The sequence below is a fragment of the Methylobacterium sp. Leaf108 genome, from assembly GCF_001423265.1.
Lineage (GTDB): Bacteria > Pseudomonadota > Alphaproteobacteria > Rhizobiales > Beijerinckiaceae > Methylobacterium.
The window spans coordinates 154,239-169,589 of the sequence record NZ_LMND01000032.1; the positions used below are offsets into that span (position 1 = coordinate 154,239).

18 protein-coding genes and 2 pseudogenes are annotated in these 15,351 nt (G+C 72.1%); 14 read left to right on the forward strand and 6 right to left on the reverse strand.

Translation table 11 applies throughout. The features are described from left to right. Positions 1–81 precede the first annotated feature (81 nt). The 5 genes and pseudogenes from ASF39_RS16875 to hpxZ all read left to right on the forward strand — a co-directional run bounded on the left by ASF39_RS16875 (position 82) and on the right by hpxZ (position 3,369). On the forward strand, positions 82–804 hold the full coding sequence (locus ASF39_RS16875; protein ID WP_055888832.1) for a GntR family transcriptional regulator: 723 nt from the start codon (positions 82–84) through the stop codon (positions 802–804). Positions 805–981: 177 nt separating this feature from the next. Then, positions 982–1,213 (forward strand): annotated as a pseudogene (locus ASF39_RS22465) (cysteine hydrolase); the annotation flags it as partial. A gap of 112 nt (positions 1,214–1,325) precedes the next feature. Further along, on the forward strand, positions 1,326–1,517 hold the full coding sequence (locus tag ASF39_RS16880; protein WP_056285977.1) for a DUF4089 domain-containing protein: 192 nt from the start codon (positions 1,326–1,328) through the stop codon (positions 1,515–1,517). Positions 1,518–1,521: 4 nt separating this feature from the next. After that, positions 1,522–2,919, forward strand: coding sequence for an AtzE family amidohydrolase (locus ASF39_RS16885; RefSeq protein ID WP_056285980.1), 1,398 nt, complete (start codon positions 1,522–1,524; stop codon positions 2,917–2,919). A gap of 66 nt (positions 2,920–2,985) precedes the next feature. Next, positions 2,986–3,369: an oxalurate catabolism protein HpxZ gene (gene hpxZ / locus ASF39_RS16890; protein ID WP_055888838.1), complete on the forward strand. Its 384-nt coding sequence runs from the start codon at positions 2,986–2,988 to the stop codon at positions 3,367–3,369. Here hpxZ and ASF39_RS16895 read toward each other — a convergent pair whose 3' ends face one another. The 4 genes from ASF39_RS16895 to ASF39_RS16910 form a co-directional block, all read right to left on the reverse strand. Next, entirely contained in the window at positions 3,370–3,900 is a 531-nt protein-coding gene (locus ASF39_RS16895; protein ID WP_055888840.1) for a hypothetical protein, read from the reverse strand. A 64-nt stretch (positions 3,901–3,964) separates the two neighbouring features. After that, positions 3,965–4,285, reverse strand: coding sequence for a hypothetical protein (locus tag ASF39_RS16900; protein ID WP_244472447.1), 321 nt, complete (start codon positions 4,283–4,285; stop codon positions 3,965–3,967). Further along, positions 4,282–4,644, reverse strand: coding sequence for a helix-turn-helix domain-containing protein (locus ASF39_RS16905; RefSeq protein WP_056285982.1), 363 nt, complete (start codon positions 4,642–4,644; stop codon positions 4,282–4,284). The genes ASF39_RS16900 and ASF39_RS16905 overlap by 4 nt, the downstream gene beginning before the upstream one ends. Beyond that, positions 4,638–4,895 (reverse strand): BrnT family toxin, encoded by a 258-nt coding sequence (locus ASF39_RS16910; RefSeq protein ID WP_055889001.1) that lies wholly within the window; start codon positions 4,893–4,895, stop codon positions 4,638–4,640. Before ASF39_RS16910 ends, ASF39_RS16905 begins: the two co-directional genes overlap by 7 nt. Before the next feature lie 178 nt (positions 4,896–5,073). On the opposite strand from ASF39_RS16910, the gene argS reads away from it, so the two are divergent. The 7 genes from argS (at position 5,074) to ASF39_RS16945 (ending at position 13,002) form a co-directional block, all read left to right on the forward strand. Continuing rightward, entirely contained in the window at positions 5,074–6,822 is a 1,749-nt protein-coding gene (gene argS, locus ASF39_RS16915) for an arginine--tRNA ligase (RefSeq protein WP_056286131.1), read from the forward strand. Positions 6,823–6,851: 29 nt separating this feature from the next. Further along, a complete protein-coding gene (locus ASF39_RS16920; RefSeq protein WP_056285984.1) occupies positions 6,852–8,375 on the forward strand; it encodes an SPOR domain-containing protein in 1,524 nt (507 codons plus the stop codon). 96 nt (positions 8,376–8,471) lie between these two features. Continuing rightward, on the forward strand, positions 8,472–9,476 hold the full coding sequence (nagZ, locus tag ASF39_RS16925; protein WP_056285987.1) for a beta-N-acetylhexosaminidase: 1,005 nt from the start codon (positions 8,472–8,474) through the stop codon (positions 9,474–9,476). 150 nt (positions 9,477–9,626) lie between these two features. After that, a complete protein-coding gene (locus ASF39_RS16930; protein ID WP_056285989.1) occupies positions 9,627–9,896 on the forward strand; it encodes a twin-arginine translocase TatA/TatE family subunit in 270 nt (89 codons plus the stop codon). 108 nt (positions 9,897–10,004) lie between these two features. Further along, a complete protein-coding gene (gene tatB, locus ASF39_RS16935) occupies positions 10,005–10,487 on the forward strand; it encodes a Sec-independent protein translocase protein TatB (RefSeq protein ID WP_056285992.1) in 483 nt (160 codons plus the stop codon). A 2-nt stretch (positions 10,488–10,489) separates the two neighbouring features. Continuing rightward, a complete protein-coding gene (tatC, locus tag ASF39_RS16940; RefSeq protein WP_056285994.1) occupies positions 10,490–11,290 on the forward strand; it encodes a twin-arginine translocase subunit TatC in 801 nt (266 codons plus the stop codon). Between the two features lie 80 nt (positions 11,291–11,370). Further along, positions 11,371–13,002, forward strand: coding sequence for an acyl-CoA synthetase (locus tag ASF39_RS16945; protein WP_056285998.1), 1,632 nt, complete (start codon positions 11,371–11,373; stop codon positions 13,000–13,002). Between the two features lie 148 nt (positions 13,003–13,150). Here the strand turns inward: ASF39_RS16945 and ASF39_RS22470 are convergent. Both ASF39_RS22470 and ASF39_RS16950 read right to left on the reverse strand, forming a co-directional pair. Then, positions 13,151–13,496, reverse strand: a pseudogene (locus ASF39_RS22470) (ABC transporter permease); the annotation flags it as partial. A 129-nt stretch (positions 13,497–13,625) separates the two neighbouring features. Further along, positions 13,626–14,099, reverse strand: a complete 474-nt coding sequence (locus ASF39_RS16950) for a DUF2147 domain-containing protein (protein WP_055888857.1) — start codon at positions 14,097–14,099, stop codon at positions 13,626–13,628. A 236-nt stretch (positions 14,100–14,335) separates the two neighbouring features. Here ASF39_RS16950 and ndk point away from each other — a divergent pair, with 236 nt between their 5' ends. Continuing rightward, positions 14,336–14,758, forward strand: a complete 423-nt coding sequence (gene ndk, locus ASF39_RS16955) for a nucleoside-diphosphate kinase (protein ID WP_056286001.1) — start codon at positions 14,336–14,338, stop codon at positions 14,756–14,758. Between the two features lie 119 nt (positions 14,759–14,877). Further along, complete coding sequence (locus tag ASF39_RS16960; protein WP_055888863.1) at positions 14,878–15,255, forward strand: hypothetical protein; 378 nt, start codon at positions 14,878–14,880, stop codon at positions 15,253–15,255. Positions 15,256–15,351: the final 96 nt, after the last annotated feature.

Here is a 15,351-nt window from a genome sequence, read left to right on the forward strand (position 1 = left end):
CCCGCTTCCGGGCAACCGGCGCAGCGCTCCGAGAGCGGGTCGCGGCCGGATCGCATTCCCGTCCTCCAGCCCGAGATCCCGGTGCCCGCGCCCCAGACCCGCGCCGAACGCCTGGCGGACGAGATCGCCGCCGCCATCCTCTCGGGCGACCTGCCCCCGGGGCTGCACCTCGACGAGCAGGTGCTGGCCAAGCGGTTCGGGGTGTCGCGGACCCCGGTGCGGGACGCCCTGCGCCTCCTCAGCGGCAGCGGCCTGATCGACCTGCGCCCGCGCACGGGCGCCACGGTCCGCACGATCACGGCGGAGGGGCTCGACATGCTGTTCGTCGCCACCGCCGAGATCGAGGCGACCTGCGCGCGCCTGGCCGCCCTCGGCATGACGGCCGCCGAGCGCAGCCGCCTGCGCGACCTCCACGAGGGCATGGCGCCCCTGGCCGCGGCCGGCGACCGCGACGGCTACATCACCGCCAACCGGGATTTCCACGCGCTCCTCTCCATGGGCACCCACAACAGCGTGGTGGAAGAGATCGCCCGGTCGCTGCAGCGGCGCCTGACACCGTTCCGCCGGGCGCAGTTCCAGGCCGAGGGCCGCCTCGCGCGGTCGCACAGCGAACACGGCGCCGTGGTGCGGGCGGTGCTGGCCCGGGATGCCGCCGCCGCCAACGCCGCCATGCTGGTCCACATGAGCATCGTCGAGGATGCGTTCGAGACCGTGGACGCAGCCCCCGCCGCGATCCGCGCCGTGGCCCGGGACCGCATCGTCCGTCCTCGCCGCGCGGAAGCGGTCGAGCGGGCGCGTCGCTGAACAGCCACCGGCGCCGACGCGATCTGCCACCGATCGATACTGGGCGGAATACGATGTGGGCGCCGCAATCGGGGCCCCTGCGGACATGATCGCGCACGGCCTGGCGATTCGCCCGGCGTCAGCCCCCGATGTGAAGGGCCCGCCAAGACCGTTACGCTCGCCGCGCAGCCCGCGCCTTTGGCCATCGATCCGGCCACCACGGCGCTGGTCGTCATCGACATGCGGCGCGACGTCATCGAGCCCGGCGGCTTCGGCGAGACGCCGGTCAACGAGGTCTCGCTTCTCGAGGCGGCCATCGCGCCGCGCCGTGCTCGCGGCCGCGCGCGCCGCCGGGATGCTGGTGGCGCACACGCGGCAGGGCCATGCCCCCGACCTCTCCGATGCGCTCCCGGCCAAGCTCGAACGCGGTGAGCGGGCATCGCCGTTCGGCTGCTGTCCTCACGCAACGGGGGTCGCTCGGCATCGATTTCGCTTGGGGCCGCTCCTGCGACGACAGCCGCCACAGCCGCCCCGGGACCCCGATGCCACCGACACCCTTCGAGACGCGCGCCGCCTATGTCGAGGCCGCCGCCGGCCTGCTCGGGCTCCCCCTCGACCCGGCCTGGGCGGCGGGCGTCGCCGACAACCTCGCGGTGCTGAGCGCGGCGGCCGAGCGGGTGGCGGCGTTCCCGCTGCCCGACGAGGCCGAGGTGGCGCCGGTGTTCGAGGCCTGACGGGATGAGCGACGATCCGGCCCTGATGCACGGCCACGCCATCGCGGCGGCCGTGCGCGACCGGCGCACGAGCGCCACGGCGGCGGTCACCGCGGCCCTGGCCCGCATCGCGCGGGTGGACGGCACCGTCAACGCCTTCACCGACGTCGTGGCCGAGCGCGCCCTGGCCCGGGCCGGATCGATCGACGCGGCCATCGCTCGCGGCGAGGTTCCGGGGGCCCTCGCCGGCGTGCCCTTCGCGGTCAAGAACCTCATCGACGTCGCCGGCCTGCCGACGCGGGCGGGCTCGAAGATCAACCGCGCCCGCCCCCCGGCCGCCCGCGACGGCGCGACCCTGCGCCGGATGGAGGCGGCGGGCGCCATCCTGGTCGGCGCCCTCAACATGGGCGAATACGCCTACGACTTCACCGGCGAGAACGTCCACGACGGCGCCACGCGCAACCCGCACGACCTCGGCCACATGTCGGGGGGCTCGTCCGGCGGCTCGGGCGGGGCGGTGGGAGCCGGTCTCGTGCCGATCGCGCTCGGCTCGGACACCAACGGCTCGATCCGGGTGCCCTCGGCCTTCTGCGGCTGCTTCGGGTTGAAGCCCACCTATGGCCGGCTGACGCGGGCCGGCAGCTTCCCCTTCGTCGGCAGCCTCGACCATCTCGGGCCGATGGCCCGCAGCGTCACCGATCTGGCGCTCGCCTACGACGCGATGCAGGGCCCCGACCCCGAGGACGCTGCCACCACCGCCCGCGCGCCGGAGCCCGCGACGCCGGGGCTCGACGACGGGATCGCCGATCTGCGCATCGCCGTGGCGGGGGGCTATTTCGCCACCGGCGGCGACCCGGAGGCCTTCGCGGCGGTGGCGGCGATCGCGGGCGCGCTCAAGGTCACGCGCCGGGTCGAGATCCCGGAGGCCGCCCGCGCCAGGGCGGCGGCCTATCTCATCACCGCCGCCGAGGGCGCCGCCCTCCACCTCGACCGGCTGCGGACCCGGGCGGACGACTTCGACCCGGCGGTGCGCGACCGGCTCATCGCGGGCGCGATGATCCCCGCCCCCTGGGTCGAGGGCGCCCAGCGCTTCCGGCGCTGGTACCGCGCGGCGGTGGCCGAACTCTTCGCCGACGTCGACGTGATCCTGGCGCCGTCGACGCCGTGCCGGGCGCCGACATCGGGCCAGACCCATTTCGTCCTCGACGGCGTGACCCTGCCGGTGCGGGCCAACATCGGCGTGTTCACCCAGCCGATCTCCTTCATCGGCCTGCCGGTGGTGGCGGTGCCGGTGCGGGTGGACGACGGCCTGCCGCTCGGCGTCCAGGTCATCGCCGCCCCCTGGAGGGAAGGATCGGCGCTGCGGGTGGCACGCCACCTCGAACGCGAGGGAATCGTGAGCGCCCCCGCGGCGGACCTTTGACAACCGTCGTGATCCTCCCCTCCTGGACGCGAACGACGGCGTGACCGGCGAAACCACGAGACAGCCATGACGATCGACGACCCCGCCGTGAAGGCCGAAGTCGAGGCGGCGTTCGCGGCCTACGAGGCCGCGCTCGACGCGAACGACGTGGCGACCCTCGAGGACCTGTTTCGCGACGATCCGCGCACCATCCGCTACGGGATCGGGGAAAACCTCTACGGCATGGACGCGATCCGCGCCTTCCGCCGGGCCCGCTCGCCGCAGGGGCTGGCGCGCACGATCCACGACACCGTCATCACCACCTACGGGCGCGACACCGCCACCGCCATGACCCTGTTCCGGCGCGAGGGCGCCCCGGGCAAACTCGGCCGCCAGAGCCAGACGTGGGTGCGTTTCGAGGAGGGTTGGAAGGTGGTCGCCGCCCACGTCAGCCTGATCGAGGACGCCTGATCAGGTCTCGGCCGGGTCCTTGCGCGCCACGCGGCGCAGGCGCCCGTTGCGCTTCTCGTATTCGAACATCGCCGTCGTCGCCCGGTCGGCATCGGCGTCCACCGCCGCGGCCGGCACAGCGGGGGCAGGGGGCGTCCGCCGTTCCAGGGCGGCGCGGACCAGGGCGACGTCGCGGGCGATCAGGGCGGCGAGATCGGCCCGCACCGCGAGTTCGGCATCGGCACCGTCTTCGAAGGCGAGGCGCAGGAGCGTGGTGGGCGGCGTCGCCTCGAAGGCGCCGAGCCCGAACCCGACGGCGGAAGCGGCCACGCTCACGGGCTTGGGCAGGGCCTGCGCGCTGGCCAGCGCCCCCTGAAGGCCGCGCAGGAGATCGCCGCTCCAATGGGCGGGCGGTGCCGCGGGCTCCGGCAGGTCGAGGCTCGCCACGGTCTCAATGCCGCGCGAGGTCCCGTCGGGCATCGTGAAGAGCCCGTCCTCGTAGGCGCCCGCCCCGCTGCCGCAGGCGCCCCCTGCGATCCGGATGGCCGTCATCGTCTGTCGTCCTCGCATGACGCGCCCACGGTGACGCGCCGATGTGTCCGAAACGCGGCGCGGCTCACGACGCGCGTCGGGCACGCTCGGCGAAGAAGTTGCGCAGGGTCGCCGCCACGAGGTCGTCCACCTGCGCGGCGCTCTTGGGTTCGCGCAGGACGAGGCTCGTCACCGCGTCGGGGTGGTTGCGGCGTTGCTTCGGGGTCCGGGCGTGGTTGGAGACCCGCAGGGCGAGGTCGCAGCCGGCGGTCTTGAGATAGACGGAATCGCCGCGGGTGTTGCGGGCCGCCTCGGCGAAGCCCTGTTCGGACAGGCGTGCGAGCGCCCGCGCCATCGCGGCGGCCGGGTCGAGCGGGGGCGAGCCCCGCCGGTCCCCACCGGTCACGCGGCGATCGACGGCGCCCGCCCGAGGGCGCGCAGGGCCGCCTCCGGCTCGCGGTCGAGGATGTTGAGGAGCACCCGCACGTAGGGCGGCACCGAGGTGCGGCCCTGTTCCCAGTTCTTCAGGGTCGCGAGCGGCGCATCGATCAGCCGGGCGAATTCGACCTGCGTCAGCCCCAGGCGTTCGCGCACCCTATGCGGCGGCCGGACGACGACGGCCCCCTCCAGGTAGGAGGGGTCGTCGGGGTCGTAGCCGTCCTCGATCATGTGGCGCCGGATATCCTCCTCGGTGGTGGCATCGAGCTTGGCCTGGTCCACGTCGGCCGGCCGGGCGGCCAGTTCCGCCAATGTCACCCTCACCATTTCACGCGCTCCTTACGGTTCGAGAGCCAGGCCGTGATGATCCAGCGGACATCGCCGCGGTCCGTATAGACGACGGTGTAGAACCGGCCGTCATACTGGCCCACGGCCGTCATGCGGACCTCGCCGTAATCCCAACGCGTATCCTGCCAGGTCACCACTCGCCCAAGAAAGATCCTGGCCGCAGTCCCGAGCCCGAAGCCGCGAGCGGATTTCACGAGGTCGGATTTTGCCGGGTCCCAGTCGAATTCCATCATCCACTCATACGCTCACAGCGTCCTTCGCACCAGCGGCGTGTTGCAACGAAGCGGTGGTGAGCGTGGGGCGGCGACCGGCAAGGCGCGTGCCGTGACACCCCCGCCTACCCTTGCTATGCCGCGCCTGACACGATGACGGCGCGTCCGTCGCAACCGCATGCCCCGGCTCCATCCGATGAACATCTTCGCCACTTTCGAGGCGCGCGTCCGCGAGGCGTTGCAGGCGCTCACCCGCTCCGGCCACCTGCCCGAGGGGCTCGACCTGTCCCGCGTGGTGGTCGAGCCGCCGCGCGATCCCGCACACGGCGATCTCGCAACCAACGCCGCCCTGGTGCTGGCCAAGGAGGCCAGGGCCAACCCGAAGGCGCTCGGCGAGGCTCTGGCGGCGGAACTCCGCACCGACCCGCGGGTGGTCGAGGCGAGCGTGGCGGGGCCGGGCTTCATCAACCTGCGGCTGGTGCCGGAGGTGTTCCACGAGGTGGCGCGCGCCGCCCTGACGGAGGGCGCCGGCTACGGCCGCGCCGCGATGGCCGGCGGCCCGGTCAACATCGAATACGTGTCGGCCAACCCCACCGGGCCGATGCACGTCGGCCACGGCCGCGGCGCGGTGTTCGGCGATGCGCTGGCCAACCTCCTCGCCTTCGCCGGCCGGGACGTGACGCGCGAGTACTACATCAACGACGCCGGCGCGCAGGTCGACGTCCTCGCCCGCTCCGCCCACCGGCGCTACCGCGAGGCGCTCGGACAGGACGTCGGCCCGGTGCCCGAGGGGCTCTATCCCGGCGACTACCTGGTTCCGGTGGGGCGGATGCTGGCCGACACCCATGGCCGCGCTCTCCTGGAGCAGTCCGAGGCCGAATGGCTGCCCGTGGTGCGGGCCTCGGCCATCGATGCGATGATGGCGCTGATCCGCGGGGACCTCGCGCGCCTCGGGATCCACCACGACGTGTTCTTCTCCGAGGCGACGCTGAAGGAGGCCGTCCCCGTCCTCCTGGCGGAGCTGCGCGACAAGGGCCTCGTCTACGAGGGCCGGCTGCCGCCGCCCAAGGGCCAGCCGCCGGAGGATTGGGAGGACCGCGAGCAGACCCTGTTCCGCACCCGAGAGTTCGGCGACGACGTCGACCGGCCGCTCCTGAAGTCCGACGGCTCCTTCACCTATTTCGCCTCCGACATCGCCTACCACCGCGACAAGTGGCGGCGCGGCGCCACCGACCTCATCGACGTGCTCGGCGCCGACCACGGCGGCTACGTCAAGCGGATGCAGGCGGCGGTGAAGGCGGTGAGCGGGGGCGAGGCCACCCTCGACGTCAAGCTCTGCCAGCTCGTGCGGCTGCTGCGGGCGGGCGAGCCCGTGAAGATGTCCAAGCGCGCGGGCGAGTTCATCACCCTGGCCGAGGTCGTGGACGAGGTCGGGCGCGACGCCATCCGCTTCATGATGCTCTACCGCAAGAACGACGCGACCCTGGATTTCGACCTCGCCAAGGTGGTCGAGCAGTCCAAGGACAACCCGGTCTTCTACGTGCAATACGCCCACGCCCGCTGCGCCTCGGTGTTCCGGCAGGCGCGCGAGGCGATGCCCGGCGAGGATTTTTCGCGCGCCGCCCTGCTGGCGCAGGCCGACCTGTCCCTCCTCGCCGACCCCGGCGAGGCCGAGATCCTGCGTCTCGTCGCCCAGTATCCGCGGGTGATCGAAGCGGCGGCGGCGGCGCACGAGCCGCACCGTGTGGCATTCTACCTCTACGAACTGGCCAGTTCCCTGCATGGTTTCTGGAACAAGGGCAAAGACTTGCCGCAATTACGGTTTGTTAATCCAACCGACAGAAACTCGACCCGGGCGAGATTGGCCCTCGTCGAGGCTTTGCGGGGCGTTCTCGCTTCGGGTCTCGGCGTCTTGGGCGTCACCGCGCCGGACGAGATGCGGTGAGGACACGCCGCGTGTAGAGGGATGCAGCCATGACGCCGAACGCCTCGCGAGCGCCTGTCGACTTCGATGCGTTCGAGCGCGAGCTGCAGCAGCCGGCGCCGCAATCGGCACAGGCTGCGGCCAAGGGCGATCCGTTGGCCGAGCTCGCCCGCATCGTCGGCCAGGACGATCCGTTCCGGGCGCTGCTGCAGGTCCGTGACGCCCGCGCCGCCAGCCACCAGCAGGCCCAGGGCGGCCGCATCGAGCCGACGTTCTACGAAGACGCTCGCTACGAAGACGCGCGCTACGACGACCGCCGGGCGGAAGGCTCCGGGGGCCATCCGCACCAGCCCCCGGCACACGCCCTGCAGGCGCAGGCCCCCGAGGGTCACGCCCCGCAGGACCCTGCGGCCGGCTACGGCCATGGCCAGCCCTACGACCCGACCTACGGCCACCCGCCGGATCTGTCGCCGGCGGACGCCTTCAACCAGTACCTCGCCTCGGTCGAGCAGGGCGGCTACGACGCGCAGGGCAACCCGCGTAGCCATGGCGCAGACGACGCAGGCCACGCATTCGCCGACGACGGCGCCGCCCCGCGCAACGCCGCGGCCGAGAAGCCGCGCCAGCGCAGCCGCCTCGTCTCGGTGGGTGCCGGGCTCGCGGTCCTCGTCGTCTCCGTCACCGGGGCGCTGACCTGGCGCAGCCTGCACACGAGCGGCAACGGCGGCAGCGAAGGCGTGCCCACCATCATGGCCGACAAGGCCCCCCTCAAGATCGCGCCCAAGACCGCCGACGGCGTCGAGATCCCCGACCAGAACAAGCAGATCTACGACCGGACCGCCAAGGACGGCCAGATCCGCATCGTCAACCGCGAGGAGCAGCCGGTGGACGTGGCCCAGGCGGCCCGCGCCGCGCCGCGGCCGGCGGAATCCGCCGCCACGCCCGCCACCGCCACGCCGGGCACCCTCAACGAGTCGCTCGGCGAGCCGCGCCGGGTGCGCACGGTGTCGGTCAAGCCCGACACCCCGCCGCCGGCCCAGCAGCGCGACGTCCCCGCCCAGGCCGCCGATACCACCCCGGGGGCGGCGTCGACCTCGGTCATCCCGAGCATGGTGATGCCCGGCGCGGGCAACGACGGCACCGCGACCACCGCCTCCCTGCGCCCGCGCAGCCCTAAAATCCCGCCCGCGGTCCCGGCCCCCGAGGCCGGCACCACGACGACCGCCGAGGCCCAGCCGGCCCCGGCCCAGAAGCCGAAGCCGGCCCAGAAGGTCGCGGCCCTGCCGGCCGAGACCGCCCCGGCGGCCGCGGTCCCGGTCACCTCCGGTCCGGTCGGCGGCTTCTCCGTCCAGCTCGGCGTGCGCACGAGCCAGGCCGAGGCCCAGGCCGCCTTCCGGCAGATGCAGACCAAGTACAGCCAGCTCAACGGCCAGCCGCCCCTGATCCGGCAGGCCGAGGTCAACGGCAAGTCGATCTTCCGCGTCCGCGTCGGCCCCCTGGGCAAGGACGAGGCGAACAGCCTGTGCAGCCAGATCCAGGGCGCGGGCGGCCAGTGCTTCGTGGCCAAGAACTAAGTTCGAACGAGCCGACGAGCGAGCGCACCTGCGCGGCGGCGCGTTCCCGCCGCGCTGGTGTTCTTTCGTGACAGTCCCCGACGCGAGCCCCAGTCCATGACCACCCGCGCCCTGATCCTCGGCTGTGCCGGCCGGACCCTCTCGGCGGAGGAGACCGCCTTCTTCCGCGCGGTCCAGCCGTGGGGCTTCATCCTGTTCAAGCGCAACATCGGCACGCCGGACGAGGTCCGCGCCCTGACCGCGTCCCTGCGCGACATCGTCGGGCGTGCCGACGCGCCGATCCTCATCGACCAGGAGGGCGGCCGCGTGCAGCGCATGGGACCGCCGCACTGGCCGTCCTACCCGCCGGGCCGGATCTTCGGGCGGCTCGACGCCGCGGCCGCCACGGTGGCGCGCCTGGGTGCGCGCCTGATGGCCCACGACCTCGCCGACGTCGGCATCAACGTCGATTGCGCGCCCGTGCTCGACGTCCCGGTGGCCGGCGCCCACGACGTGATCGGCGACCGGGCCTACGGCGAGACCGTGGCGTCCGTCGTCGCCATCGGCCGCGCGGTGGCCGAGGGCCTGATGGCCGGCGGCGTCCTGCCGGTAATGAAGCACATCCCCGGGCACGGCCGCGCGGCCTGCGACAGCCACAAGGGCCTGCCGGTGGTGGAGGCCGACCGCGACAGCCTCGAGCCCCACGACTTCGCGCCCTTCCGGGCGCTGGCCGACCTGCCCATGGCGATGAGCGCCCACGTCGTCTACGCCGCGATCGACCCCGCACGGCCCGCCACCCAATCGCCCCGCATGATCGCTGAAATCATCCGCGGCGCGATCGGCTTCCAGGGCCTCCTGATGACCGACGACCTCTCGATGCACGCGCTCAGCGGCACCTTCGCCGAGCGGACGCAGGCCGCCTTCGCGGCCGGGATCGACGTCGCCCTGCATTGCAACGGCGATCTGGCGGAGATGGCCGGCGTGGCCGAGGCGACGCCGGGGCTCGCCGGGCAGGCCCGCGTGCGTGCCGATGCGGCCCTGGCGCGCCTGCGCCCGGCCGCCGACCTCGACGTGGCGCAGGCCCGCGCCGCCTTCGCCGCCGCGCTGACCCGGGCCGCCTGAGGGAAGCACGGTCGTACCGCCATCCCGCGTCGATCGCTCCTGCGGCCTTTGCCGCTTCTTGTGTTCGTGGCGTCCGATCCTTAGGTTCGCCCCAATCCGATCGCACGAGACGCCGCCGCGCGGGTTCCGCCCGCGGCGCAGGAGGTTGCCATGGGCAGCATGAGTATCTGGCACTGGATCATCGTCGCCGGCATCGTGATGCTGCTGTTCGGCCGCGGCAAGATCTCGGACCTGATGGGCGACGTCGCCAAGGGCATCAAGGCCTTCAAGAAGGGCATGGCCGAGGACGAGACGCCCGCCGCCGTTTCCCCAGCCCAGCCGGTCACGCCCGTCAGCGCCACCGACCCGGTGCGCACGCTCCCGCACCAGGGCGAGCCGGCCCCGGCCAACACCGTCGCCGCCGACCGCAAGGTCGGCTGACACTCGGGTTCGCACGCCCCACGATGGACGGAGTCGAGCGGTCGGTCGGGAGTCGCCGCCGGATCGTGAGGCGGGCCATGCCGAAGAGCCCACGGGACGATCGACGCCATGTTTGACATGAGTTGGGGCGAGGTGATGCTGATCGGCGGCATCGCCCTGATCGTCATCGGCCCGAAGGATCTGCCCAAGGCGCTGCGGACGGTGGGTCAGGTCACCGGCAAGATGCGGCGCATGGCCGGCGAGTTCCAGTACCAGTTCAAGGAAGCGGTGCGCGAGGCCGAGCTCGACGAGGTCCGCCGCGAGGTCGACGGCATAAAGCGGTCCGCCGGCACGATGGGGCCGGTGTTCGACCCGGTCCAGACCATCCGCAACGAGATCAAGGGCGCGGTCGAGGGCGGCCACGCCCAGTCGAGCACGCAGCCGCTCGCCAATGTCGCGGCCCAGTTGGCGGCGGCCGAGAGCGAGACCCTCAGGGCCGGCCCCGAGGCCGCGCAGGCCCCGACGACGGCCTCCGAGGAATCCGACGCCCCGGCTCCGGCCTCCACCGACCCGGTCGCGCCGCGGCCGACGTCTCCGACCCCGGGCGCGTGACGATGAGCACCACCACCGACGAAGCCGACATCGAGGCTTCGCGCGCGCCCCTCATCGAGCATCTGATCGAGCTGCGTTCGCGGCTGATCAAGTCGCTGGCCGCCTTCATCGTGATGTTCTTCGTGTGCTTCTTCTTCTCGAAGCACATCTACAACATCCTGGTCTATCCCTACGTCAGCATCGTGGGTGCGGCCAACGCCAAGCTGATCGCGACGCACTTCCTCGAGCAGGTCTTCACCAACATCAAGCTCAGCGTCTTCGGCGCGGGTTTCCTCGCTTTCCCGGTGATCGCGACGCAGATCTACGCCTTCGTGGCGCCGGGCCTCTACAAGAATGAGCGCAAGGCGTTCCTGCCCTATCTCGTGGCCACCCCGATCTTCTTCTTCCTCGGCGCGCTGGTGGTGTTCTTCCTTGCCATGCCGCTGCTCATCCAGTTCTCGGTGAGCCTGCAGCAGATCGGCGAGCCGGGCGAGGCGACGATCTCGCTCCTGCCCAAGGTCGACGAGTACCTCTCGCTGATCATGACGCTGATCTTCGCGTTCGGGCTGGCCTTCCAGTTGCCGGTGATCCTGACCCTGCTCGGCCAGATCGGCGTCATCGACACCGCCTTTCTGCGCGAGAAGCGCCGCTATGCCATCGTGCTGGTCTTCGTCGCCGCCGCGATCCTGACCCCTCCGGACGTGATCTCGCAGCTCTCGCTGGCCCTGCCGATGCTGCTCCTCTACGAGGCCTCGATCTTCTCGGTGGCCCACGTGGAGCGGCGCCGTGCGGCCCAGCGCAAGGCCGAGGGGCTGGATCCGTAAGGGGGTCCGGCGGCGCCTCCCGATTGATCGGGCGGCGCCATGCGATAGTGTCGCGGCCAAAGACCGCCCGGGAGGGGTCCATGCGCCGCGAGACGATCTACGACCGGGACCTCGACAAGGTCCCGGCGAACTACCAGCCGTTGACGCCTCTGACCTACCTCGAACGGGCGGCGCGGGTGTTTCCCGACCGGATCGCCGTGATCCACGGCCCCCTGCGGCGGACCTATGCCGACCTCTACGCCCGCTCGCGCCGGCTCGCCTCGGCCCTGGAGCGGCGCGGCATCGGCCGGGGGGACACGGTGGCGGTGCTGCTCGCCAACACGCCGGCCATGATCGAGGCGCACTACGGGGTGCCGATGACCGGCGCGGTGCTCAACACCCTCAACACCCGCCTCGACGCCGCCGCTTTGGCATTCTGCCTCGACCACGCCGAGGCCAGGGTCCTGGTCACCGACCGCGAGTTCGCCCACGTGGCCGGGCCGGCCCTGGAAAAGGCCGGCGTCACCCCTCTGGTGATCGACTACGACGATCCCGAATACGACGGCCCCGGGGACCGCCTCGGCACCCTCGACTACGAGGCTCTGCTGGCGGAGGGCGACCCCGACCACGCGTGGGCGATGCCCGCCGACGAGTGGGACGCGATCTCGCTCAACTACACCTCCGGCACCACCGGCGACCCCAAGGGCGTGGTCTACCACCACCGCGGCGCGGCCCTGCTGTCGCTCGGCAACGTCGTCACGGGGGACCTCGGGCAGCACCCGGTCTATCTCTGGACCCTGCCGATGTTCCACTGCAACGGCTGGTGCTTCACCTGGACCCTCTCCATCGTGGCCGGCACCCATGTCTGCCTGCGCCAGGTCAGGGCGGGGGCGATGTACCGGCTGATGGCCGAGCACGGGGTCACACACCTGTGCGGCGCGCCCATCGTGATGTCGCTCCTCGTCAACGCCCCGGCAGAGGAGCGCCGGCCGCTGCCGCACCGGGTGGCCTTCTTCACGGCCGCCGCCCCGCCGCCGGAGGCGGTGCTGGCCGGGATGCGGGAGGCCGGCTTTGCCGTCACCCATCTCTATGGCCTCACCGAGAGCTACGGCCCGGCGGTGGTCAACGCCTGGCACGCCGAATGGGACGACCTGCCCCCCGACGAGCAGGCCGCCAAGAAGGCGCGCCAGGGGGTGCGCTACCCGGTGCTCGAAGGCCTCGACGTGCGCGACCCCGACACCCTCGAACCGGTGCCCGCCGACGGCACGACCCTGGGCGAGGTCATGATGCGCGGCAACGTGGTGATGCGCGGCTACCTCAAGAACCCGGCCTCGACGCGGGCGGCCTTCGCCGGCGGCTGGTTCCACACCGGCGACCTCGGCGTGAAGCACGCCGACGGTTACATCCAGCTCAAGGACCGTTCCAAGGACATCATCATCTCGGGCGGCGAGAACATCTCCTCCATCGAGGTGGAGGATGTCCTGTTCAAGCATCCGGCCATCGCCGCGGCCGCGGTGGTGGCGCGGCCCGACGAGAAATGGGGTGAGACGCCCTGCGCCTTCGTCGAACTCAAGGCCGGGGGCGAAGCCGGCGCCGACGAGATCATCGCCTGGTGCCGCGAGCGGCTCGCCCCCTACAAGCTGCCCCGCCACATCGTCTTCGGCGAATTGCCCAAGACCTCCACTGGCAAGGTGCAGAAATATCTGCTGCGCGAACGGGCGCAGGAGGGTTAGGCGCGGCGTCGTCACGGCCTCGGGACATCGAGAGGCTGGCGATGGTTGACGCCGCGATAGGCGCGCCAGGCCTCCACCGCTGCGATCCGGAGGGCCCGGCCAGGGCCGCCGCCAGCGCCATCGGGGGGATCGCCGCGCCGGCTGGTGCACCGGACAGGGGCTGGGCCGCCGCCACGGCGAGACCGCCCAGGACGATGGCACCCTCGCCGCCGATGATCACGCGCCCGAGCCGGGCGGGCAGGGCCACGCACAGGGCCGCGAACAGGATCGAGGCCGCCCGCTGCAGGCTGTTCTGGAGGGCGAAGGGCGAGCCGAAGCCGGCGGTAGACGAGGTCGAGGCAGGTGGCCGGCGAGTGCCCGAGGCCCGGCACGAACAGGCTGAACAGGGCGAGACCGGCGGCGGCCGCTCCGATCGGGATCGCGAAGGCCTCGGCGCGGCAGGCGAGCCAGGCCCTGGCCTCGCGGGCCGGCGACAGGCGCGCCTCGGCAACGATCCCGTGGCAAGGGGCGGCGTCGGCAGCCACGTGATCCTCTCTCCTCGCGATGGCGGCGGGAGAGGCGTGAATTCCGTGCCAAGCCGGGGCGCAGGGCGCCCCGGGATCGGCTCGTTACGGCGTGGGCGGTTACGGCGTGGGCTTGGCGACGGCCGCCTGCTGGTTCACGTCCGGCACGCGGGTCCAGGTCTGCGAGCCGCACAGCACCTTGAGGAGGCAGCCGGAGACGCTGAGTTCGCTGCCGCTCTCGCGCTCGAGGCTGACCTGATAGGTCTTGCCTTCCTCGATGTTGTAGATGTCGCCCGAGAACTTGGCGTCGTCGGGCTTCAGGCCCTCCAGGAGCGGCAGGCCGAGCACCGGCCGGTTGCGCTTCTTGGGATCGGGATTCTTGAGATCGGTGCGCGGGCTGCCCGTCTCGGTGGTCGGCACCTTGAGCCAGACGACCTTGCCGCAGACCTGGGCGGCGCCGGGGCCGCAGCGGTCGATCCGGATCTTGGCGCGGCCGTCGCCGGTGAGCCAGGTGCCCGACGGGTCCTGGGCGGGTGCCGCGGCGGCGGCACCGAGGCCGGAGAGGAGGAGGGCGGCTGTCACGGCGACACGCATGGCTCGGATCTCCTTTGGATGAGGGGCTAGCGCCGGACCACGGGAGGGGCCGGCGCCGTCATCCGCCAGGAAGCCATCGCTTTCGGGCGATTTTCCGGCGGTGTTGCGTTCCTGCCATGATGAGCGCGATTCGGGCCTCGGCGCGATTCGGGCCTTGGGTTGAGGCACCGGGGCGTGCCGGCTATAAGCCCGGCGCCGAAGCCGTTTTCGGCTCACCGACCAGAACCGGACCGACCATGGCCACCGAGCGCACCTTCTCCATCCTCAAGCCCGACGCGACCAAGCGGAACCTCACCGGCGCCGTCAACGCGCTGATCGAGAAGGCGGGCCTGCGCATCGTCGGCCAGCGCCGCATCCAGATGACCAAGGCCCAGGCCGAAACGTTCTACGAGATCCACAAGGAGCGCCCGTTCTTCGGCGAACTCGTGGACTTCATGACCTCCGGCCCCGTGGTGGTTCAGGTGCTCGAAGGCGACAACGCGGTCGCCAAGTACCGCGAGATCATGGGCGCCACCAACCCGGCCCAGGCCGCCGAGGGCACCATCCGCAAGACCTTCTCCGAGTCGGTGGGCGAGAACACCGTCCACGGCTCCGACAGCGCCGAGAACGCGGCCATGGAGATCGCGCAGTTCTTCAAGGACGGCGACATCGTCGGCTGATCGCGCCCCACGGAGCGATTGCCCGGGAGGTGTGGCGGCGTCGCCCTTGCGCCGCCACGGCTCTGCGCGTGAAAGCGGAATCGTTCGACGATCCCGCTCCACCGACCCGGATATCCTCCATGCGCTACGCCCATCCGCGCACCGGCCGCCTTCTCCTGGCGGCCGGCCTGCTCTCCCTCGTCGCCGCCTGCAACTCCGCCAAGCCCGGCCCCACGGCGAGCCTCGAAGGCTTCACGCCCGACCCGGCGCTCAAGACCGCCTCGACGCGCAACCTCACCGGCCGCGTCAGCCGCGCCTGCGTCGTGACGCAGGGCCGCCTCCAGAGCGTGCCCGAGACCGCGCTCGCCCGCCCGTGCGGCTGCTACGCGCAGAAGACCCTGGCCTCCCTCGACCGGGGCGAGCTCGAATCCTACCGCACCTCCGGCTACTTCAACGATTCCGCCAAGGCCAAGGCGCTCGCGGCCCTCGACGCCTGCCAGCTGCCGCGTCCGGTCTGAGGGCGCTTCGTTACGCGCGTCGATGACGGTTTCGTCCGGCTGTCGACGCGCGGTCTCCCTTTCCTGAACGGACAGGGCGCGCAGGCACGCCTCCCG